This is a genomic window from Mesorhizobium sp. M0410 (assembly GCF_040321435.1).
Lineage (GTDB): Bacteria > Pseudomonadota > Alphaproteobacteria > Rhizobiales > Rhizobiaceae > Mesorhizobium.
The window spans coordinates 82,540-98,161 of the sequence record NZ_JAMYRN010000017.1; the positions used below are offsets into that span (position 1 = coordinate 82,540).

Genomic DNA, 15,622 nt, shown 5'->3' on the forward strand with positions numbered 1-15,622 from the left:
CAACACGGAGGATTAACGATATGCCCGGCACCGTACGGCTGCACCGCGTTCTGACAACCAGCCCGGAGAAAGTCTACCGCGCGTTCCTCGAAGCGGATGCACTTGCGAAATGGCTTCCGCCGAACGGCTTCACCTGCACGGTTCATCACTTCGAGGCGAAAGTCCGCGGTACGTTCAAAATGTCGTTCCGCAACTTCACCACCGGCGACAGCCACTCGTTCGGCGGCGAATATGTCGAGCTCGTGCCCAATGAGCAACTGCGCTACACCGACCGGTTCGACGACCCCAACCTGGCCGGCGAGATCGAGGTGACCGTGACATTGAAGAAAGTGTCGGTCGGCACCGAAGTGAATATCACGCAGGCAGGTATTCCAGACGCCATCCCGGTTGAGGCCTGCTATCTCGGCTGGCAGGAGTCGCTGCGAAATCTGGCGAAGCTCGTTGAACCCGAGATCAACCAGTAAGATAAAGCGCTGCCCTGGCGGGTCGGCGTCGCTAACCGGAAACCCAGGGATGACGCCGTTCTTCCCACCCAACATGTGCCGGGGCCGGAAAGGCGGGATCGGCGAAGCAGCCGACCGCGACGGCGATCCATTCAGGCTTTCGCTCGGGCTCCCAGAAGACGCTCGAGCCGCAGCCCGGGCAGAAATGGAAAGTGACGTGGTGGCCGCTCCCAGCTGACCGCCTGTAGGTCCTGGCGTCGCCTCCGGCTTCTACCTTGTCGCGCGCAAAGAAGGCGGCGACGCCGTATGTGCTGCCGGTCCGTTTCTGGCAGTCGAGGCAGTGGCACTGTGCGACCAGCTGTGGCTCTCCGTTACAGGAGATCCTCAGTTGCCCGCAGGCACAGGATGCGGTTCTCATGGCAATCCTCATGGTTCAGATGAATGCGTTGCCCGCCTATACCGGCGGTGGGCATGCTTCTGGTTTTCGGGGAGGTTCGGCCTTGGGAAGCGCGCTTTGCGCGGACGCCGAAAAACAAGGACCGGCGTCCCATATTCCTAATCACTGCGGACGACCGATTCAACCCCGCGGTGAACGAGATGGAGAGCCGGCTCTAGCTTCTATCCAATCTTAGGAACGCGGCGCGCAGCGCCAGCACGGCGCGCAGGATCTGGCGTTCGTCCATCGCCGCATAGCCGAGCAGCAGCCCGTGCTCGGGTTCAGTGGAATGATAGTTGATCGAGATGCCCTGGACATCGAGCCCCTCCTTGACGGCGGCGGCGACCACGTCGCTGTCCTTATAGGGCTTGACGAAGCTCGCCAGCAGCTGCATGCCGGAATCGTTTTCCGTGACGGTCAGCCATTCGGCCAGATGCTCCTGGCACAGCTTGACGAAGTTCACCTGCCGGCGCGCATAGAGCCGGCGCATGCGCTTGAGGTGCGTGGCGAAATAGCCCTGCCTGATGAAGTCGTTGACCGTTGCCTGCAGGATCAGCGGCGCGAACTGGCCGGTGATGCTCACCGCCCGGTCGAACGGAACCGACAATTCGCGCGGCACGATCAGATAGCCGATGCGCAGCGCCGGAATCAGCGTCTTGCCGAAGCTGCCGATATAGACGACGCGGTCGGCATGGTCGAGCCCGCGCAGCGCCGGCACCGGCCGGCCGCGGAACCGGTATTCGCCGTCATAGTCATCCTCGACGATCCAGGCGCCGTTGCGTTCGGCGATGTCGAGCAGTTGCAGCCGCTCCTCGATGCGCATGATGGTGCCGAACGGCCATTGGCAGGATGGCGTCACATAGATTAGCCGCGGCGGCGGCAGCTCCGGATCAGCAAGATGCCAGCCGCGCCGGTCGACCTTCAACGGTGCCAGCTTGGCGCCGCTGGCGAGAAAGGCGCTTTTGGCGCCGAGATAGCCGGGCTCTTCCATCCAGACATGGTCGCCTTCGTCCATCAGCACGCGCGAGACCAGATCGAGCGCTGCCTGCGCACCGGTGACGATGATCACCTGGTCGGCGGTGCAACTGATGCCGCGCGACAGGCCGATGGTCGAGGCAATGGCCTGGCGCAGGCCGGGGTGACCGGCAAAGGAGAGATAACCAAGCAGACTATCGTCGCGGCTGCGTGCATTGCGCACCAGAAGGCTTGACCAGATGGTGAACGGAAACGATGCCGTTTCAGGCACGCCGGGATGGAAATTGATGACACCGGCATTGCGTGGCGGTTGCGGGCCGTTGACGATGGTCTGGCCACGCCGCGACAGCTTTTGCGGCACCGCCAGTCCGGCGCGCAGGGAAGCCATTGGGCGGTTCTGCTGGATCGGCGCCACCCAGGTGCCCGATCCGGCACGCGCCTCGATAAAACCTTCGGCAAGGAGCTGGTCATAGGCGGCGATGACGGTGTTGCGCCCGACCTTCAGATCTTCGGCCAGCGAGCGCGTCGACGGCAGCAGAGTGTTCTGCGGGATCTGGCCGTCAAGGATGAAGCGTCGCAAGGCGCCGTAGATCTGCCGATGCATCGGTTCTTCCGAGGCGCGGTCGACCGACATGATGTCGAGGGAGAGGCGCATGTGGTCGGGCAAGGCACTATCCCCCGACGAACCGGGCGGCGCGGGCGATCTTTTCCTCGTTGAGCCGGCAGACGGTGTCGAGCACCAGCCGCCTGGTTTCGGGACGGATCTCGCGGCTGTTCTTCAGCGCGCGATGCACGGTGGCGGCGCCAAGTTCCGCCTTCTCGGCAATCTCGCGGATGGTGCAAAGCCGTTCTATGCCAAGCGCAGCTTCGAAAGCCATGTCGCTCCTCCTCGGTTGCATCAAGGCACGGCTTCCGGCCGGCCTCAAGCTTGAAAGTCGTGGCTTGAAATCCAGAGCCGGGTTTCTGCGATCCGCACCGCGTAGGGAGCAAGGCGGCGCGGATCGCCGGGCGCTTTCGCGTCGCTAACCCCATCGAGGCGCGCGCCCATTATGTTCCTCCGGCTCGCAATGCGGGCCGGTCAGTTTACCTGCCGCGTCGCCACTTCGAAGCCGGCCTCGCGGGCGGTGGCGAGCAGCGAGAAATGGCCTTTGCTGGCATAGGTCAGCGGATGCGCCTTGGCCGGATCCTGCTCGGCTTCGACAACGAGCCAGCCTTCATAGCCGCGCGCGGCGAGGGGTTTCAGCAATGACAGGAAATCGACCGAGCCGTCGCCGGGCACGGTAAAAATGCCGTCCATTACCGCCGCCATGAAGCTCATGTCCTCGCGGCGTGCCCGTTCCAGCACCGCCCTGCGAACGTCCTTGCAATGGAAATGCACGATACGGTCGAGATGCCGTTGCAGCAGCGATTGCGGGTCGCCGCCCGAAAACAGGCAGTGGCCGGTATCGAACAACAGGCCGACGCTTCGGCCCGTCGCCGCCATCAGCCTGTCGACTTCATCGTCCGTCTCGACGATGGTGCCCATGTGGTGGTGGAAGGCCATGCCGACCCCGAATGCGGCCATGCGGTCGCCGAGGGCGGTCAGTTTCTCGCCATAGGACGGCCAGTCGCCGTCGGCGAGGCGCGGACGCTCGGAGATCGGTGCGAAAATGCCGTCATGGCGACCGCGCGAGGTGTCGGCGTAGACGACGATCCTGGCGCCAAGGTCGCGCAACAGCTGAAGATGTGGGGTGATCGCCGCGAATTCCTCGTCGACCGTGCGGTCGAGAATGCGGCCATCATACCAGCCGGAGACGAGTTCCAGGCCATAGGAAGACAGGAGCGGCCCAAGCACTTCGGCCTGGCGCGGAAATTTGCCGCCGAGTTCGGTGCCGCGGTAGCCGGCCAGCGCGGTTTCCGACAGGCAGGTGTCCAAGGACGTATCCCCGCCAAGCGCCGGAACGTCGTCATTGCTCCAGGTGATGGGATTGATGCCGATCTTGACCGTCATGACGCCAGGCTTTTGCGGGCTTGGGAATACAAGCCGAGCCTGCAAACTGGCGACAAAGAGGCCCTGTCACTAGGTCCAGTTCAGCCGAATCTGGCAGAACCAATTAATGGTGACCGATTCTAGTCTTCCTTTGGGCGGCCAAAAAGGGCGCGCAGTTCGTCCTTTGCGTCCTCCAGCACTTTCTTCTGCGCCGCCGGCAGGTTCTTGCCGGCGCGGTTGATGTAGAAATTCAGCATCGACATGGCGGATTGAAACGGCCCTGCCTTGCGCCGGTCGCTGTGCTCGGCCGAGCGCTTCAACGAGGCGGCGATCTTCTTGGGATCGTGGGATTCGAAGATGTGTTCCTCGAGGTCCAGCGCGTCGCTATGCCCGGTGACGTCGGCGGACCATTTCCGTTGCGCGGTCATGGCAAACTCCTTCACTAGGTCGTTGCCGGGAAAACGCCTTATGGCGCACCCCTGTTCCACTTCGGCCCGAATCCCTGGAGCCACGGATTTGCCTGTCGTGGCGCTGCTCGGCGATGCGAATGCGCCGATAGTGGTCAGAACCGCCGATTCAAGAACTGCGGACAGGAAACGCTCTTGACCCCAATCGTCTCAAGCCAGGCAGGAAGTTCAGGCATCGACAGTGCCTATGCCTGGATACGGCTGGGCATCTCGATGCTGCTGGCAACGATCGGCGGGGTCGGCATGTGGGCGGTGGTCGTGGTGCTGCCTGCCGTGCAGGCAGAATTCGGCGTCGATCGCGCCGCTGCCTCGATGCCCTACACCGCGACCATGGTCGGCTTTGCCGCCGGTAATGTGCTGTTCGGCCGCGCCATCGACCGCATGGGGTATTGGATCCCGGCGCTGATTGCTGCGATTACACTTGGCGCCGGCTTCCTGCTGGCGTCGCTGACCAGTTCGATCCTGCAGTTCACCCTCGTCCAGGGCCTGTTGATCGGCGTTGGCTCGTCGGCGATCTTCGGGCCGTTGATCGCCGACATCTCGCACTGGTTCAACCGGCGCCGCGGCGTCGCGGTGACGGCTGCGGCATCCGGCAACTATCTCGCCGGAGCGATCTGGCCGACGGCGATGCCCTATGTCATGCAGGCGCAAGGCTGGCGCTTCACCTATGCCGCGATCGGCGTCGTCTGCCTGGTCACCATGGTGCCCTTGATCCTGCTGCTCCGGCGCGGCGCACCGCCCCAGGCGGCTCCGGGATCGCCGGGCAGCCGCGTGGTTCAGCCGATCTCCCTGTCGCCGGCGGCCTTGCAGGCGCTGCTCATCGTGGCCGGGCTCGGCTGCTGCGTGGCGATGTCGATGCCGCAAGTCCATATCGTCGCCTATTGCATTGATCTCGGCTACGGCGTGGCGCATGGCGCCGATATGCTGTCGATCATGCTGGCGGCGGGCGTCGTCAGCCGGCTTGGCTCGGGTTTCCTTGCCGATCGCATCGGCGGTGTGAAAACCCTGCTGATCGGCTCGGTGCTGCAATGCCTGTCGCTGTTGTTCTATATCCCGTTCGACGGGCTTGCCTCGCTTTATGTCGTCTCGCTGGTTTTCGGCCTGTCGCAAGGCGGCATCGTGCCCTGTTATGCGATCATCGTGCGCGAATATATGCCAGCCAAGGAAGCTGGCCAGCGCGTCGGCATCGTCATGATGGCGACCATCTTCGGCATGGCGATCGGCGGCTGGATGTCGGGCTGGATCTACGATCTGACCGGCTCCTATGCCGCCGCGTTCCTCAACGGCATTGCCTGGAACCTGCTGAATATTTTTGCCATGGTGCTGCTGCTGTGGAAGGCCCGGCGCAGCGCTGCTGTGGCGGCCTGAAGCACAGCGGTACGGATACAGTCTCTCCGGCCGTCGCTTGACAACAGCCGAAGGCTGCGCGACGCCAGACAAGGTGTGGCAACGGGCCAGTTTGGCATGGCAGCAGTTTCAAAAACGCTGAACATCGTTTCACGGTCGCGTGTGGGCGGTTGCCCGGCGTCCGGACGAGTACGGTGATCAAGCCGCGCTCACGCCGCGGCGGCGGCCGCCCGACCATCGCCGACGTCGCCCGCAAGGCCGGCGTCGGCGCCATTACCGTATCGCGCGCCCTGCGTGAGCCGGGGCGTGTCTCGGAAGATCTGCGCCGCCAGATCGAGTCGGCCGTGAACGAGCTCGGCTATGTGCCCGACCCGAATGCGCGGGCGCTGGCTTCGGCGCGCGCCGAGGTCTTTGGCGTTCTGGTGCCGTCGCTTACCAACAACGTCTTTGCCGAAGTGGTGCGCGGCATCTACGACAGCCTGTCGGACGGCCCTTTCCGGATTCAGCTCGGCAACACCCACTATTCCGGCCTTGAGGAAGAGCGGCTGCTGCAGGTGTTTGGCCCGCAACGCCCGGCGGCGCTGATCGTGGCCGGCATCGACCAGACGCCGGCCTCGCGAAAACTGCTGGAAACGGCGGGCTGTCCGGTGGTGCAGGTGATGGAGACCGGGCCCGATCCGGTCGACATGATGGTTGGTTTCTCACATTTCGAGGGCGGCAGGGCGGCTGCGGAACATCTGATCGAGGCAGGCTATCGCCGGATAGGCTTCATCGGCGCGCGCATGGATCCGCGCTCGCAGCGGCGCTTGGCCGGCTATCGCGCGGCGATGGAGGCGGCCGGCCTGTTCGATGCGCGGCTTACCACCACCACGCCGGTGCCCTCCAGCGTCACCCTCGGCCGCGAATTGTTCCGCGACGCGCTGGCCAAGGTGCCGAGCCTCGACGGCGTGTTCTGCAACAATGACGATATAGCACTCGGGGTGCTGTTCGAATGCCACCGCGCTTCGATCGCCGTACCGAAGACGATCGGCATCGTCGGCTTCAACGATCTCGACATGATGGAGGTGGCTTTTCCGTCGGTCACCAGCGTTCGGACGTATCGCTACGAGATCGGCCGGCGGGCGGTCGCCATGGCGCTTGCGGCGATCGAAGGCAACAGGCCGGAACAGCGGGTCGTCGACCTCGGCTTCGAACTCAAGCGGCGTGAAAGCACGGCGCGCTGAAGCGCGCTTCAACGCAATGGCGCTTTACACTACGTCATGGTAGCGCTACCAATTATCGCCGGGCGGTACTTCGCTCAGAAGATGGGGGGCTGTTTATTATACATAAGCGACAGCTCATGCTTGTTTATTATGTATAATATGATAGTTTTTGCGGGACTAGCCGGGCAACAAAGGAGGGGATCGGGTCGGCATTCGGCCACCTGAACGCGCGACGGGTACGGCGGGAGGTGCCGGGCCGGAAAAGCGCAAATTCATCGGCGTAACAACAAACAAAACTGCAACTGGGAGGAATATCGATGATCAAGTCACTCGTTGGCGGTATCGTTGCCGCCACTGCTTTCGTCATGCTGAGCTCGTCGGCGATCGCCGATCCTGAAATCGTCAAGGGGCCATCGGCCGAGCCTGACTGCTTCGCGCCCTGGTCGGCCGATACGCAGTTCTTCAAGTTCCCCAAGAAAGACGGCCCGTACCGCATCGCTCTGGCCAACGGCTATATCGCCAACACATGGCGCATCCAGATGGTGCAGACGGCAAAGGCCTATGCAGCGCAGCCGGAGGTCGCGGCCAAGCTCAAGGAATTCAAGGTGGTCTCGACCGGCGAAGACGTGCCGGCCCAGATTTCGGCAATCAACAATTTCATCGATTCCGGCTATGACGCGATTGTCGTCAACGCCCAGAACCCGACCGCATTCGGTCCTGTCATCAAGCGGGCCAAGGAAGCCGGCGTGGTGCTGGTCGCCTTCGACAACATCCTCGACACCAAGGATGCCATCAACGTCAATGTCGACCAGAAAGGCCTTGGCGAATTGTGGGGCAACTGGCTGGTCAAGCACGTGCCGAACGGCGGCAAGGTGCTGGAAGTGCGTGGCGTAGCCGGCACATCCGTCGATACCGACCGTCATAACGGCATCCACGAGGTTCTCGACGCCTCCGGCAAGAAATGGGATGTCACCGAGGTCGTCGGCAAGTGGGATGACGGCGTTGCGCAAAAGGCTACGGCCGATGCTATTGCCACCAACGGCCCCTTCGACGGCATTACCGGACAGGGCGGCGATACCGGCATCGTGCAGGCGATGATCGATGCCAAGCATCCGTTCGTGCCGTTCGGCGGCGAGACGGAGAACGGCTTCCGCAAATTCTGCGCCAAGTTCGCCGCTGATGGCCTGAAATGCTCGTCGGCCGGCACCGGCCCGGCTCAGGTGGCGGTTGCCATCAAGACGGCGATTGCAGCACTTGAAGGGCAGGTCGTGCCGCAATCGATCAAGCTGCCGCTGGCGATCGTCGAGGATCCGAACTTCAAGGAAGGCCAGGACTACTTCCCCGACCAGTCCGACAATTTCTTCGTCGGCAATTCCTTCCCGACCTGCGGCATCAATTTCACGGCGCAGGAAATCATGGGCCAGAGCAAGGAAAACCAGTAAACTCCGACAGCCCGACGCCGCGGGCGATCCCGCGGCGCCGGCGCTCGACATCCTGATTGCCAAGCGCCTGGGGAGGGCCGATGGACGGTGCGGTTCCGCTCTTCCGCATGGAAGGCATATCCAAGCGCTATGGCGGCGTGCGCGCGCTGGAGAAGGCCGAACTGTCGGTCACTCCAGGCAGCATCCACGCCATCCTCGGCGAGAACGGCGCCGGCAAATCGACGCTGATCAAGGTCATGGCGGGGGTCGTCGCGCCCGACGAGGGCCGCATGATGCTGGACGGGAACGAAGTGAGCTTCGCTTCGCCGGCCGCTGCCAACCAGGCCGGCATCGTCTGCATCTTCCAGGAACTGTCGCTCGTCCCCGAACTCAGCGTTGCCGACAACATCGTCATTTCCGATCCGCCGAAGCGTTTCGGCATGATCGACCGCAAGGCGCAGCGCCGCATCGCCGAAGAAGCCCTGGCTCGCGCCGGCGCTTCCGATATCCATCCGCTGGCGCTGGTCAAGGATCTTCCTCTTTCACGAAGGCAGATGGTCGAGATCGCCAAGGCACTGGCGCGCAAGCCACGCATCCTGATCCTCGACGAGGCGACCTCGGCGCTGACCGCGGCCGACGTCGCCAGGGTTTTCGCCGTGTTGAAGCGGCTGCGTTCGGAAGGGCTGGCGCTGCTCTACATCTCGCACCGCATGAACGAGATCGCCGAGCTGGCCGACCAGTGCACGGTGTTCCGCAATGGCCGCAATGTCGCCAGCTACGCGGCCGGCACCAAGAGCGACAACGAGGTCGTCGAACTGATGATCGGGCGCGAATACAGCCACATCTTTCCGCCCAAACCCGCGCGGGCGGCTGCCGCAGCCACGCCGGTTCTAGAGGCGCGCAACCTGTCCTGGACGGATCGGCTGCACGATGTCTCGCTATCGGTCGGGGCGGGCGAGGTGGTCGGGCTCGGCGGCCTCGACGGCCAGGGCCAGCGCGAATTGCTGCTCGCCTTCTTCGGTGTGCTGCGTGGCCTGTCGGGCCAGATCCTGATCGACTGCACGCCGGTGGCGATCGCCAGTCCGGCCGCGGCGCGTGACGACCGGATCGGCATGGCGCTGATCCCGGAGGATCGCAAGACGGAAGGGTTGATGCTGCCGATGACGGTGCGCGAAAATCTCTCCTTCGCCGCCCTCGACCGGTTGTCCAGGGCCGGCATCATCGATCGCGCCGCCGAGCAGCGGCTGATCGACGACATGGTCGGTCTTCTGGCGATCAAGACGGCCGGCCTCGATATTCCGGTCGGCGCGCTATCCGGCGGCAACCAGCAGAAGGTCGTCATCGCCAAATGGCTGATGCGGCAGCCGCGCATCATCCTGCTCAACGACCCGACGCGCGGCATCGATGTCGGCACCAAGCAGGAGCTGTACCAGTTGTTGCGCAAGCTTGCCGACCAGGGTGCGGCGATCCTGTTCTATTCGACCGACTATGACGAGCTGATCGGCTGCTGCGACCGAGTGCTGGTGCTCTATGACGGCGCGGTCAAGCGCGAACTGGTCGGCGCCGAAATCACCGAGAGGGCGCTGATTGCCAGCGCGCTCAACATTCACGAAGAGATGCCAAGGCAAGGAGCGGACGCGTGAAGGATTGGCGCTATTGGCTCGCCGAACAGCGCGGAACGCTGCTGGCGTTCGGCATCTTCGTTGTCATGTTCATCATTTACACCTCGAACCATCCGGCGGGCTTCACCGCCAATGTCGTGCAGACGGCGTCGAACAAGGGCGTGCTGCTCGCCTTCGTTGCGATGGCGCAGACGCTGGTGGTGATCACCGCCGGCATCGACCTCTCCGTCGGCATGATCTTCACCCTGACCAATTGCCTGGCCTCGTGGCTGGTCGTCGGCACCGGCCTCGAGACCGCCTTCGGCGTCATCGCCGTGCTCGGCACCGGGCTGCTGTGCGGGGCAATCAACGGCGCCATCGTCATCTATGGACGCCTGCAGCCGATCGTCGCCACCATTGCCACCGGTGCGGTCTATTTCGGCATCGCCCTGCTGCTTCGGCCGTTTCCGGGCGGCTCGGTCAATGAAGGGCTCGCCGATGCGCTGACCGGGCGCCTGTTTGGTATTGTGCCGGCGAGCCTGGTGACGCTGCTGGCGGTCGTGCTCGTTGTCTGGGTGCCGTTCAGCCGGTCGGTGCTCGGCCGCGCCGCTTATGCAGCCGGCTCCTCGGAGATGGCGGCCTACATGTCCGGCGTGCCGATCCGGCGTGGAAAGTTCGCCGCCTATACGCTTGCCGGGCTGCTTGCCGCGATCGGCGGGCTGTTCCTGACGTTCTTCACCTATACCGGCGATGCGGCCTACGCCAGCGGCAACGCCTATACGCTGTTTTCGATCGCTGCGGTCGTGCTTGGCGGCGTGTCGCTGTTCGGCGGCAAGGGCAGCGCCATCGGCGCGATCTTCGGCGCTCTTGCCTTCCGCACCATCGGCGACCTGCTGTTCGTCTTCGATTTCGATCCGCTCTGGCAGCCTCTATTCCAGGGCGTCATCCTGCTGATCGCGGTCAGCCTCGGCGCCTTCGCCCTGTTTCGGGTCCGCAACCGGCTGGAGTGGTTCCTGTGAGCGAAACGACTGTGAGCGGTCTCGCCGGCCGCATGCCGAAATTCCTCCGCCGCGCCGACCCTGCGGTACTGACGGCGTTCGCCTGTATCGTGCTGCTGCTGTTCCTCGGCAGCCTCTATTCGCGCAGCTTCCTGTCGCCTGAATACCTTTTGCAGCAGCTCAAGGTGGCGTCGTTTCTCGGCGTCATCGCCACCGGCATGATGCTGGTCATCCTGCTCGGCCAGATCGACCTGTCGGTACCCTGGTCGGTGGCGGCCGGCGCGATGATGGCCTGCGCCGCGGCCGCTTATGGGCCGGTCGGTGTGGCGCTTGCCATTCCGTTCGGCATCTTCTGCGGTGTTCTGATCGGCGTCGTCAACGGCATCGGCGTCGCCTATTTGCGCATTCCCTCGATGATCATCACGCTTGCCACCAACGCCGTCGCGCAGGGGCTGATGGTGGTCTACACGGGCGGTTTCTCGCCGCAGGATTCGGCGACCGGTGCGATGCGCTATCTGGCGACCGGCTTTGCTGTTCCTGGCGTGCCTAACGCCGTTCTCATCTGGGCACTGATCGGCGCCGCAATGGTGTTCGTGCTGACCCGCACCGGCTTCGGCCGCACCGTCTATGGCATCGGCAACCGCGAGCGTGCCGCCTATCTTTCCGGCATCGACACAAGGCGCGTGGTGATGATCGCCTTTGCGGTTTCGGGCGGGCTCTCCGCCTTCGGCGGCGTGCTTTTGGCCGGCTATGCCTCCAAGGCGGCACAGTCGATGGGCGACGCCTATCTTCTGCCGTCGATAGCAGCGGTGGTGCTCGGCGGCACCTCGATCCTCGGTGGGCGCGGTTCCTATCTCGGCACCGTCGCTGGCGTGATCCTGATCACGCTTTTGCAATCCATTCTTTCCGTCATGCAGATGCCGGAGGCGGGACGGCAGATCATCTATGGCGTCGTCATCGTCGCCATGCTGCTGCTCTATGGCCGCGCGCCGGCAAGCCGCTGACCTGCATGACCGGGAAGGATGTGGCATATAAGCCGGCGAGCACTGGACGAGCGACACCCGCCATCGTGGTGATGGGCGTTGCCGGCTGCGGCAAGTCGGTCGTCGGTGAAGCGCTTGCAGCGGCATTGGGCGCCCTCTTTATCGAGGGCGACAGGCTGCATCCGCCCGAAAACGTCGCGCGCATGGCGAGCGGGCAGCCGCTTACCGACGTGCTGCGCGAGGGCTGGCTCGACGCGATCGGCCAGCGCATGGCAGCATCGGTCGCAAGCGGGCGAGGTGTCGTCGCCGCCTGCTCGGCGCTGAAGCGCAGTTATCGTGATCGCCTGCGCGGCTTTTGCGCGGATATCGTTTTCGTTTACCTGGAGATCGACCCGGCAACGGCCAAACAGCGCGTAGGCAGTCGCAAGGGTCATTTCATGCCGGCAAGCCTGGTTGACAGCCAGTTCGCCACGCTTGAGGCGCCAGCGGCGGACGAGGCGGCAATGACCTTGGATGGCACGCGTCCGGTCGCCGATACCGTGGCGACCGCCTTGAGCCTGCTCGCGCGCTAGATCTGCGACGTCAGTTCGACCGGGAAATCGTCATTGTCGGCATCGCGCATGGCGGCGAGGCTACGGTTGTCGAGCACCTCGGCGATCGCCTGACGCACCTCCAGCATCATGTGCCGGACCTGGCAGGTCGCCTCGTCGCAATCCTCGCAACGCTGGTATTGCGTGCGGCTGGCGCAGGGGATCGGCGCCAGCGGCCCGTCGAGGACGCGCACGACATGGCCGATCTTGATCTCGGAAGCCGGCCGGGCGAGGCGATAGCCGCCTTCCTTGCCCTTGCGGCTCTGGACGAAGCCGGCGTTGCGCAACTCGCCCAGGATGGCATCGAGGAATTTCTTCGGGATGTTGTTGGCGACCGCGATGTCATTGACGAATGCGAGCTGGCCGACCGGCAGGCCCGACAGATGCACGAGGGCCTTGAGGCCATATTTGCCTTTTTTGGTAAGCATGCCCGAACCAACCCATAAAGCCCCAACCACCCGCATCTGGCGGCTGTTTGTGTGCAAATAATGACGGTTTGGCCGTGCGATGCAGTTCGCTCAGACAGGCCGCCCGACGACATATTGCGCGCAAACGCGTTGATTCTTCGTAACGCTTTGGCGGGCGGGCGGTCCGGAACGTGCGGAAGCTGCAATTTCGGTGGGCAAAATGAAGGAAAGGCCGGCAAGCGCCGGCTTTCAATCGTTGGCGACGTCAGCGGCTGCCGTAAGTCTGGTCGAGCAGGCCGCCCGCTGCAAAATGCTCGGCCTGGACCTTGGCCCAGCCGCCGAAGACCTCCTCCACCGTCAGCAGCCGGACGTCGGGAAACTCAGCCTTGTATTTGGCGGCGACCGCCGGGTCGCGGGCCCGCAAGCCGTTGCGGGCGGCGATGTCCTGGCCCTCCGGCGTATAGAGGAAGTCGAGATAAGTCTTGGCAAGATCGCGCGTGCCATGCTCGTCGGCGACCGTGTCGACGATCGCCACCGGAAATTCCGCCAACAGGCTGACCGAAGGCGTCACCTGCTCGAACTTGTCCTCGCCGTACTCCTTGCGGACGCCGCGCGTTTCCGACTCGAAGGTGATCAGCACGTCGCCGATTTCGCGCTGCACGAAGGTGGTGGTCGCGGCGCGTCCGCCGGTGTCGAAGATCGGCACGTTGTTGAACAGCTTTGTCACAAACTCCTTCACCTTGGCATCGTCGCCCTTGAAGGCTTCCTTGGCGTAGGCGGTGGCCGCGAGATAGGTATAGCGCGCATTGCCGGAGGTTTTCGGATTGGGGAAGATCACCTGGACGTCGTCGCGGACGAGATCGTTCCAATCCTTGATGTGCTTCGGATTGCCGGCGCGCACCAGGAAGGAGGGCAGCGAATAGAAGGGCGAGGCGTTATCCGGAAAGTCCTTCTGCCAGTCGGCGGAGATGAGGCCCTTCTTGACCAGGAAGTCGATGTCGATGACCTGGTTGAACGTGACCACGTCGGCGCCGAGGCCTTCGGCGATGGCGCGCGCCTGCGCCGAGGTTCCGGCATGCGACTGATCGATGGTGACGCCGGGGTGGCCGGCAACGAACGCCTTGTTGACCTGCGCAAACAGTTCGCGACCGACATCGTAAGAGGCGTTCAGCAATCTGTCGGCCGACCAGGCTTGGGAGGATGCGAGGACCAGGCCGGCCAATGTGGCGACGCCAAGCAAAAATCGCTTCATGAAAACAGGGCTCCAATGCGGTACGCTTATTGCCGGACCATAGCGGCAAGGCCTCGTGCGCGACGAGGCACGCAGAGCGGCCCCTCGACGTTATCGCGAGAAAAAGTAGTCCCGCTGTGGGCGATTTCTAGTTTTTTCTTTCAAGCAGAGTCTCAGGACAGCTTGGCAGGGTGCCGATGCCGTCGGCGTGTACGATGGTTCCCGGCCGGCCAACGCGGCGCAATGCGATTGCATCGCCCCGCTGTCTGGCATATACAAATAGTATATACAAGGAGCTGTTGTCATGCCTCAACACCGCCATTCAACAACCCCGCCGAAAGAGGCAAAGCTGTTTCGTAACAATCGCAGCCAGGCGGTGCGCATTCCTGTCGAGTTCGAACTTCCCGGCGAAAAGGTCTTGATCAGCCGTGAAGGCGACCGCCTGATCATCGAGCCGGTCCGCAAGCCTGGCCTCACCGCACTGCTCGCGCAATGGGCGAAAGAGCCACCGCCCGGTGTCGAGGAAGACTTTCCCGATGTCGAGGATATGCCTGTCAAATCCGAGGAATTTTTTTGATGCGGTTCATGCTGGACACGAACATTGTCAGCGACATGATCCGAAATCCGGCCGGGAAAGCCGCAAGCGCTGTCCTGCGCGTGGGAGATGCCGCCGTGTGTACCAGCGTCGTGGTCGCGTCGGAACTGCGATATGGCTGCGTCAAGAACAGATCGGCCAAGTTGCACAAGAAGGTCGAGGAATTGCTGGCTGAGATTCCCGTCTTGCCGCTCGATGTGCCGGTGGATGCCGAGTACGGCGCGATTCGCGCAGAACTGGAAGGCAGGGGCCAGACCATCGGCCAAAACGACCTTTTTATTGCTGCTCACGCCCGTGCGCTGGGAACTACCCTGGTGACGGCCAACACCGGGGAGTTCAACCGGATCAAAGGCCTGAAGGTCGAGAACTGGCTGGTGTAACGCCTGATAGAAGATCAAGCAGCCGGAAAAAGCTTCCAGCGCCGCGGCCGAAAAGCCACGCGACTTTTCTGCGCCGCAGGATGGTCGACGGGCAATTCGATCTCGACCCGCTGGCGCTCGCCGCCGATTTCGAGTTCTACCCTTCGGGTGCCGGCGACGCGGCGGCTGGCGGCGACCGTGCCGGCGATGCATCCGTTGCATTCTTCCACCAGATCGACGTCGTGCGGGCGGAAGAACAGCGTCGCTTCGCCTTGCGGTGCGTGCGGCGCGGAAAGCCCGATCGGCCGGTCGGCGATCCAGACCTGGCCGTCCTCGACCTTGACCGGAATCGAGCTCGATTCGCCGATGAAGCCGTAGACGAAGGGCGAGTTCGGCGTGTCGTAGATCTCGTCGGCGGTGCCGACCTGCTCGATGCGGCCCTGGCTCATCACCACGACGCGGTCGGCAAGCTCCAGCGCCTCTTCCTGGTCATGGGTGACGAAGACCGTGGTGTGGCCGGTGGCGTCGTGGATGTCGCGCAGCCAGCGGCGCAGTTCGCGGCGCACCTGGGCATCGAGCGCGCCGAACGGCTCGTCGA

Annotated in this window: 19 protein-coding genes; 10 read left to right on the top strand and 9 right to left on the bottom strand. The window is 63.6% G+C overall.

Annotated features, from left to right (window positions below):
* Positions 1 to 20: 20 nt before the first annotated feature.
* A complete protein-coding gene (locus tag NKI63_RS23120; RefSeq protein ID WP_352823421.1) occupies positions 21 to 464 on the top strand; it encodes an SRPBCC family protein in 444 nt (147 codons plus the stop codon).
* Between the two features lie 31 nt (positions 465 to 495).
* On the opposite strand, the gene NKI63_RS23125 is transcribed toward NKI63_RS23120, so the two are convergent.
* The 6 genes from NKI63_RS23125 to NKI63_RS23150 form a co-directional block, all read right to left on the bottom strand.
* The gene (locus tag NKI63_RS23125) at positions 496 to 873 is read right to left on the bottom strand and encodes a GFA family protein (RefSeq protein ID WP_352687504.1); all 378 of its coding nucleotides are present in this window, start codon (positions 871 to 873) and stop codon (positions 496 to 498) included.
* A gap of 181 nt (positions 874 to 1,054) precedes the next feature.
* Positions 1,055 to 2,521, bottom strand: coding sequence for a rhizopine catabolism transcriptional regulator MocR (gene mocR, locus NKI63_RS23130; RefSeq protein WP_352687506.1), 1,467 nt, complete (start codon positions 2,519 to 2,521; stop codon positions 1,055 to 1,057).
* 4 nt (positions 2,522 to 2,525) lie between these two features.
* Positions 2,526 to 2,732, bottom strand: coding sequence for a LacI family DNA-binding transcriptional regulator (locus NKI63_RS23135; RefSeq protein WP_352687507.1), 207 nt, complete (start codon positions 2,730 to 2,732; stop codon positions 2,526 to 2,528).
* 44 nt (positions 2,733 to 2,776) lie between these two features.
* Complete coding sequence (locus NKI63_RS23140; protein ID WP_352687509.1) at positions 2,777 to 2,902, bottom strand: hypothetical protein; 126 nt, start codon at positions 2,900 to 2,902, stop codon at positions 2,777 to 2,779.
* A 30-nt stretch (positions 2,903 to 2,932) separates the two neighbouring features.
* A complete protein-coding gene (gene iolE, locus NKI63_RS23145; protein WP_352687511.1) occupies positions 2,933 to 3,844 on the bottom strand; it encodes a myo-inosose-2 dehydratase in 912 nt (303 codons plus the stop codon).
* A gap of 119 nt (positions 3,845 to 3,963) precedes the next feature.
* Positions 3,964 to 4,251 (bottom strand): DUF3175 domain-containing protein, encoded by a 288-nt coding sequence (locus NKI63_RS23150; RefSeq protein WP_352473504.1) that lies wholly within the window; start codon positions 4,249 to 4,251, stop codon positions 3,964 to 3,966.
* A 174-nt stretch (positions 4,252 to 4,425) separates the two neighbouring features.
* Between NKI63_RS23150 and NKI63_RS23155 the strand changes: the two genes are divergently transcribed.
* The 7 genes from NKI63_RS23155 to NKI63_RS23185 all read left to right on the top strand — a co-directional run bounded on the left by NKI63_RS23155 (position 4,426) and on the right by NKI63_RS23185 (position 12,414).
* Positions 4,426 to 5,658: an MFS transporter gene (locus NKI63_RS23155; protein WP_352752287.1), complete on the top strand. Its 1,233-nt coding sequence runs from the start codon at positions 4,426 to 4,428 to the stop codon at positions 5,656 to 5,658.
* A gap of 173 nt (positions 5,659 to 5,831) precedes the next feature.
* Positions 5,832 to 6,860 (top strand): HTH-type transcriptional regulator GntR, encoded by a 1,029-nt coding sequence (gene gntR / locus NKI63_RS23160; protein WP_352687515.1) that lies wholly within the window; start codon positions 5,832 to 5,834, stop codon positions 6,858 to 6,860.
* A gap of 296 nt (positions 6,861 to 7,156) precedes the next feature.
* Complete coding sequence (locus tag NKI63_RS23165) at positions 7,157 to 8,281, top strand: sugar ABC transporter substrate-binding protein (protein ID WP_352687517.1); 1,125 nt, start codon at positions 7,157 to 7,159, stop codon at positions 8,279 to 8,281.
* Between the two features lie 80 nt (positions 8,282 to 8,361).
* Positions 8,362 to 9,903, top strand: coding sequence for a sugar ABC transporter ATP-binding protein (locus NKI63_RS23170; protein WP_352687519.1), 1,542 nt, complete (start codon positions 8,362 to 8,364; stop codon positions 9,901 to 9,903).
* Positions 9,900 to 10,880, top strand: coding sequence for an ABC transporter permease (locus NKI63_RS23175; RefSeq protein WP_352475436.1), 981 nt, complete (start codon positions 9,900 to 9,902; stop codon positions 10,878 to 10,880). Before NKI63_RS23170 ends, NKI63_RS23175 begins: the two co-directional genes overlap by 4 nt.
* Positions 10,877 to 11,863, top strand: coding sequence for an ABC transporter permease (locus NKI63_RS23180; RefSeq protein ID WP_254819072.1), 987 nt, complete (start codon positions 10,877 to 10,879; stop codon positions 11,861 to 11,863). Before NKI63_RS23175 ends, NKI63_RS23180 begins: the two co-directional genes overlap by 4 nt.
* Positions 11,864 to 11,934: 71 nt before the next feature.
* Positions 11,935 to 12,414, top strand: a complete 480-nt coding sequence (locus NKI63_RS23185; protein ID WP_352752285.1) for a gluconokinase — start codon at positions 11,935 to 11,937, stop codon at positions 12,412 to 12,414.
* Here NKI63_RS23185 and NKI63_RS23190 read toward each other — a convergent pair.
* Together NKI63_RS23190 and NKI63_RS23195 are read right to left on the bottom strand one after the other, a co-directional pair.
* Positions 12,411 to 12,860, bottom strand: coding sequence for an RrF2 family transcriptional regulator (locus NKI63_RS23190; protein WP_006202816.1), 450 nt, complete (start codon positions 12,858 to 12,860; stop codon positions 12,411 to 12,413). The genes NKI63_RS23185 and NKI63_RS23190 overlap by 4 nt on opposite strands.
* 244 nt (positions 12,861 to 13,104) lie before the next feature.
* Positions 13,105 to 14,091, bottom strand: a complete 987-nt coding sequence (locus NKI63_RS23195) for a sulfate ABC transporter substrate-binding protein (RefSeq protein ID WP_352687523.1) — start codon at positions 14,089 to 14,091, stop codon at positions 13,105 to 13,107.
* A 283-nt stretch (positions 14,092 to 14,374) separates the two neighbouring features.
* Here NKI63_RS23195 and NKI63_RS23200 point away from each other — a divergent pair, with 283 nt between their 5' ends.
* Positions 14,375 to 14,647 carry an antitoxin gene (locus NKI63_RS23200; RefSeq protein ID WP_254819069.1) on the top strand — a complete coding sequence of 91 codons (273 nt, stop codon included), beginning with the start codon at positions 14,375 to 14,377 and terminating at the stop codon, positions 14,645 to 14,647.
* A complete protein-coding gene (locus tag NKI63_RS23205) occupies positions 14,647 to 15,045 on the top strand; it encodes a type II toxin-antitoxin system VapC family toxin (protein WP_502896130.1) in 399 nt (132 codons plus the stop codon). Before NKI63_RS23200 ends, NKI63_RS23205 begins: the two co-directional genes overlap by 1 nt.
* A 14-nt stretch (positions 15,046 to 15,059) precedes the next feature.
* Here the strand turns inward: NKI63_RS23205 and NKI63_RS23210 are convergent.
* The coding region (locus tag NKI63_RS23210) for a sulfate/molybdate ABC transporter ATP-binding protein (protein ID WP_352823431.1) at positions 15,060 to 15,622 on the bottom strand (563 nt) is incomplete at its 5' end.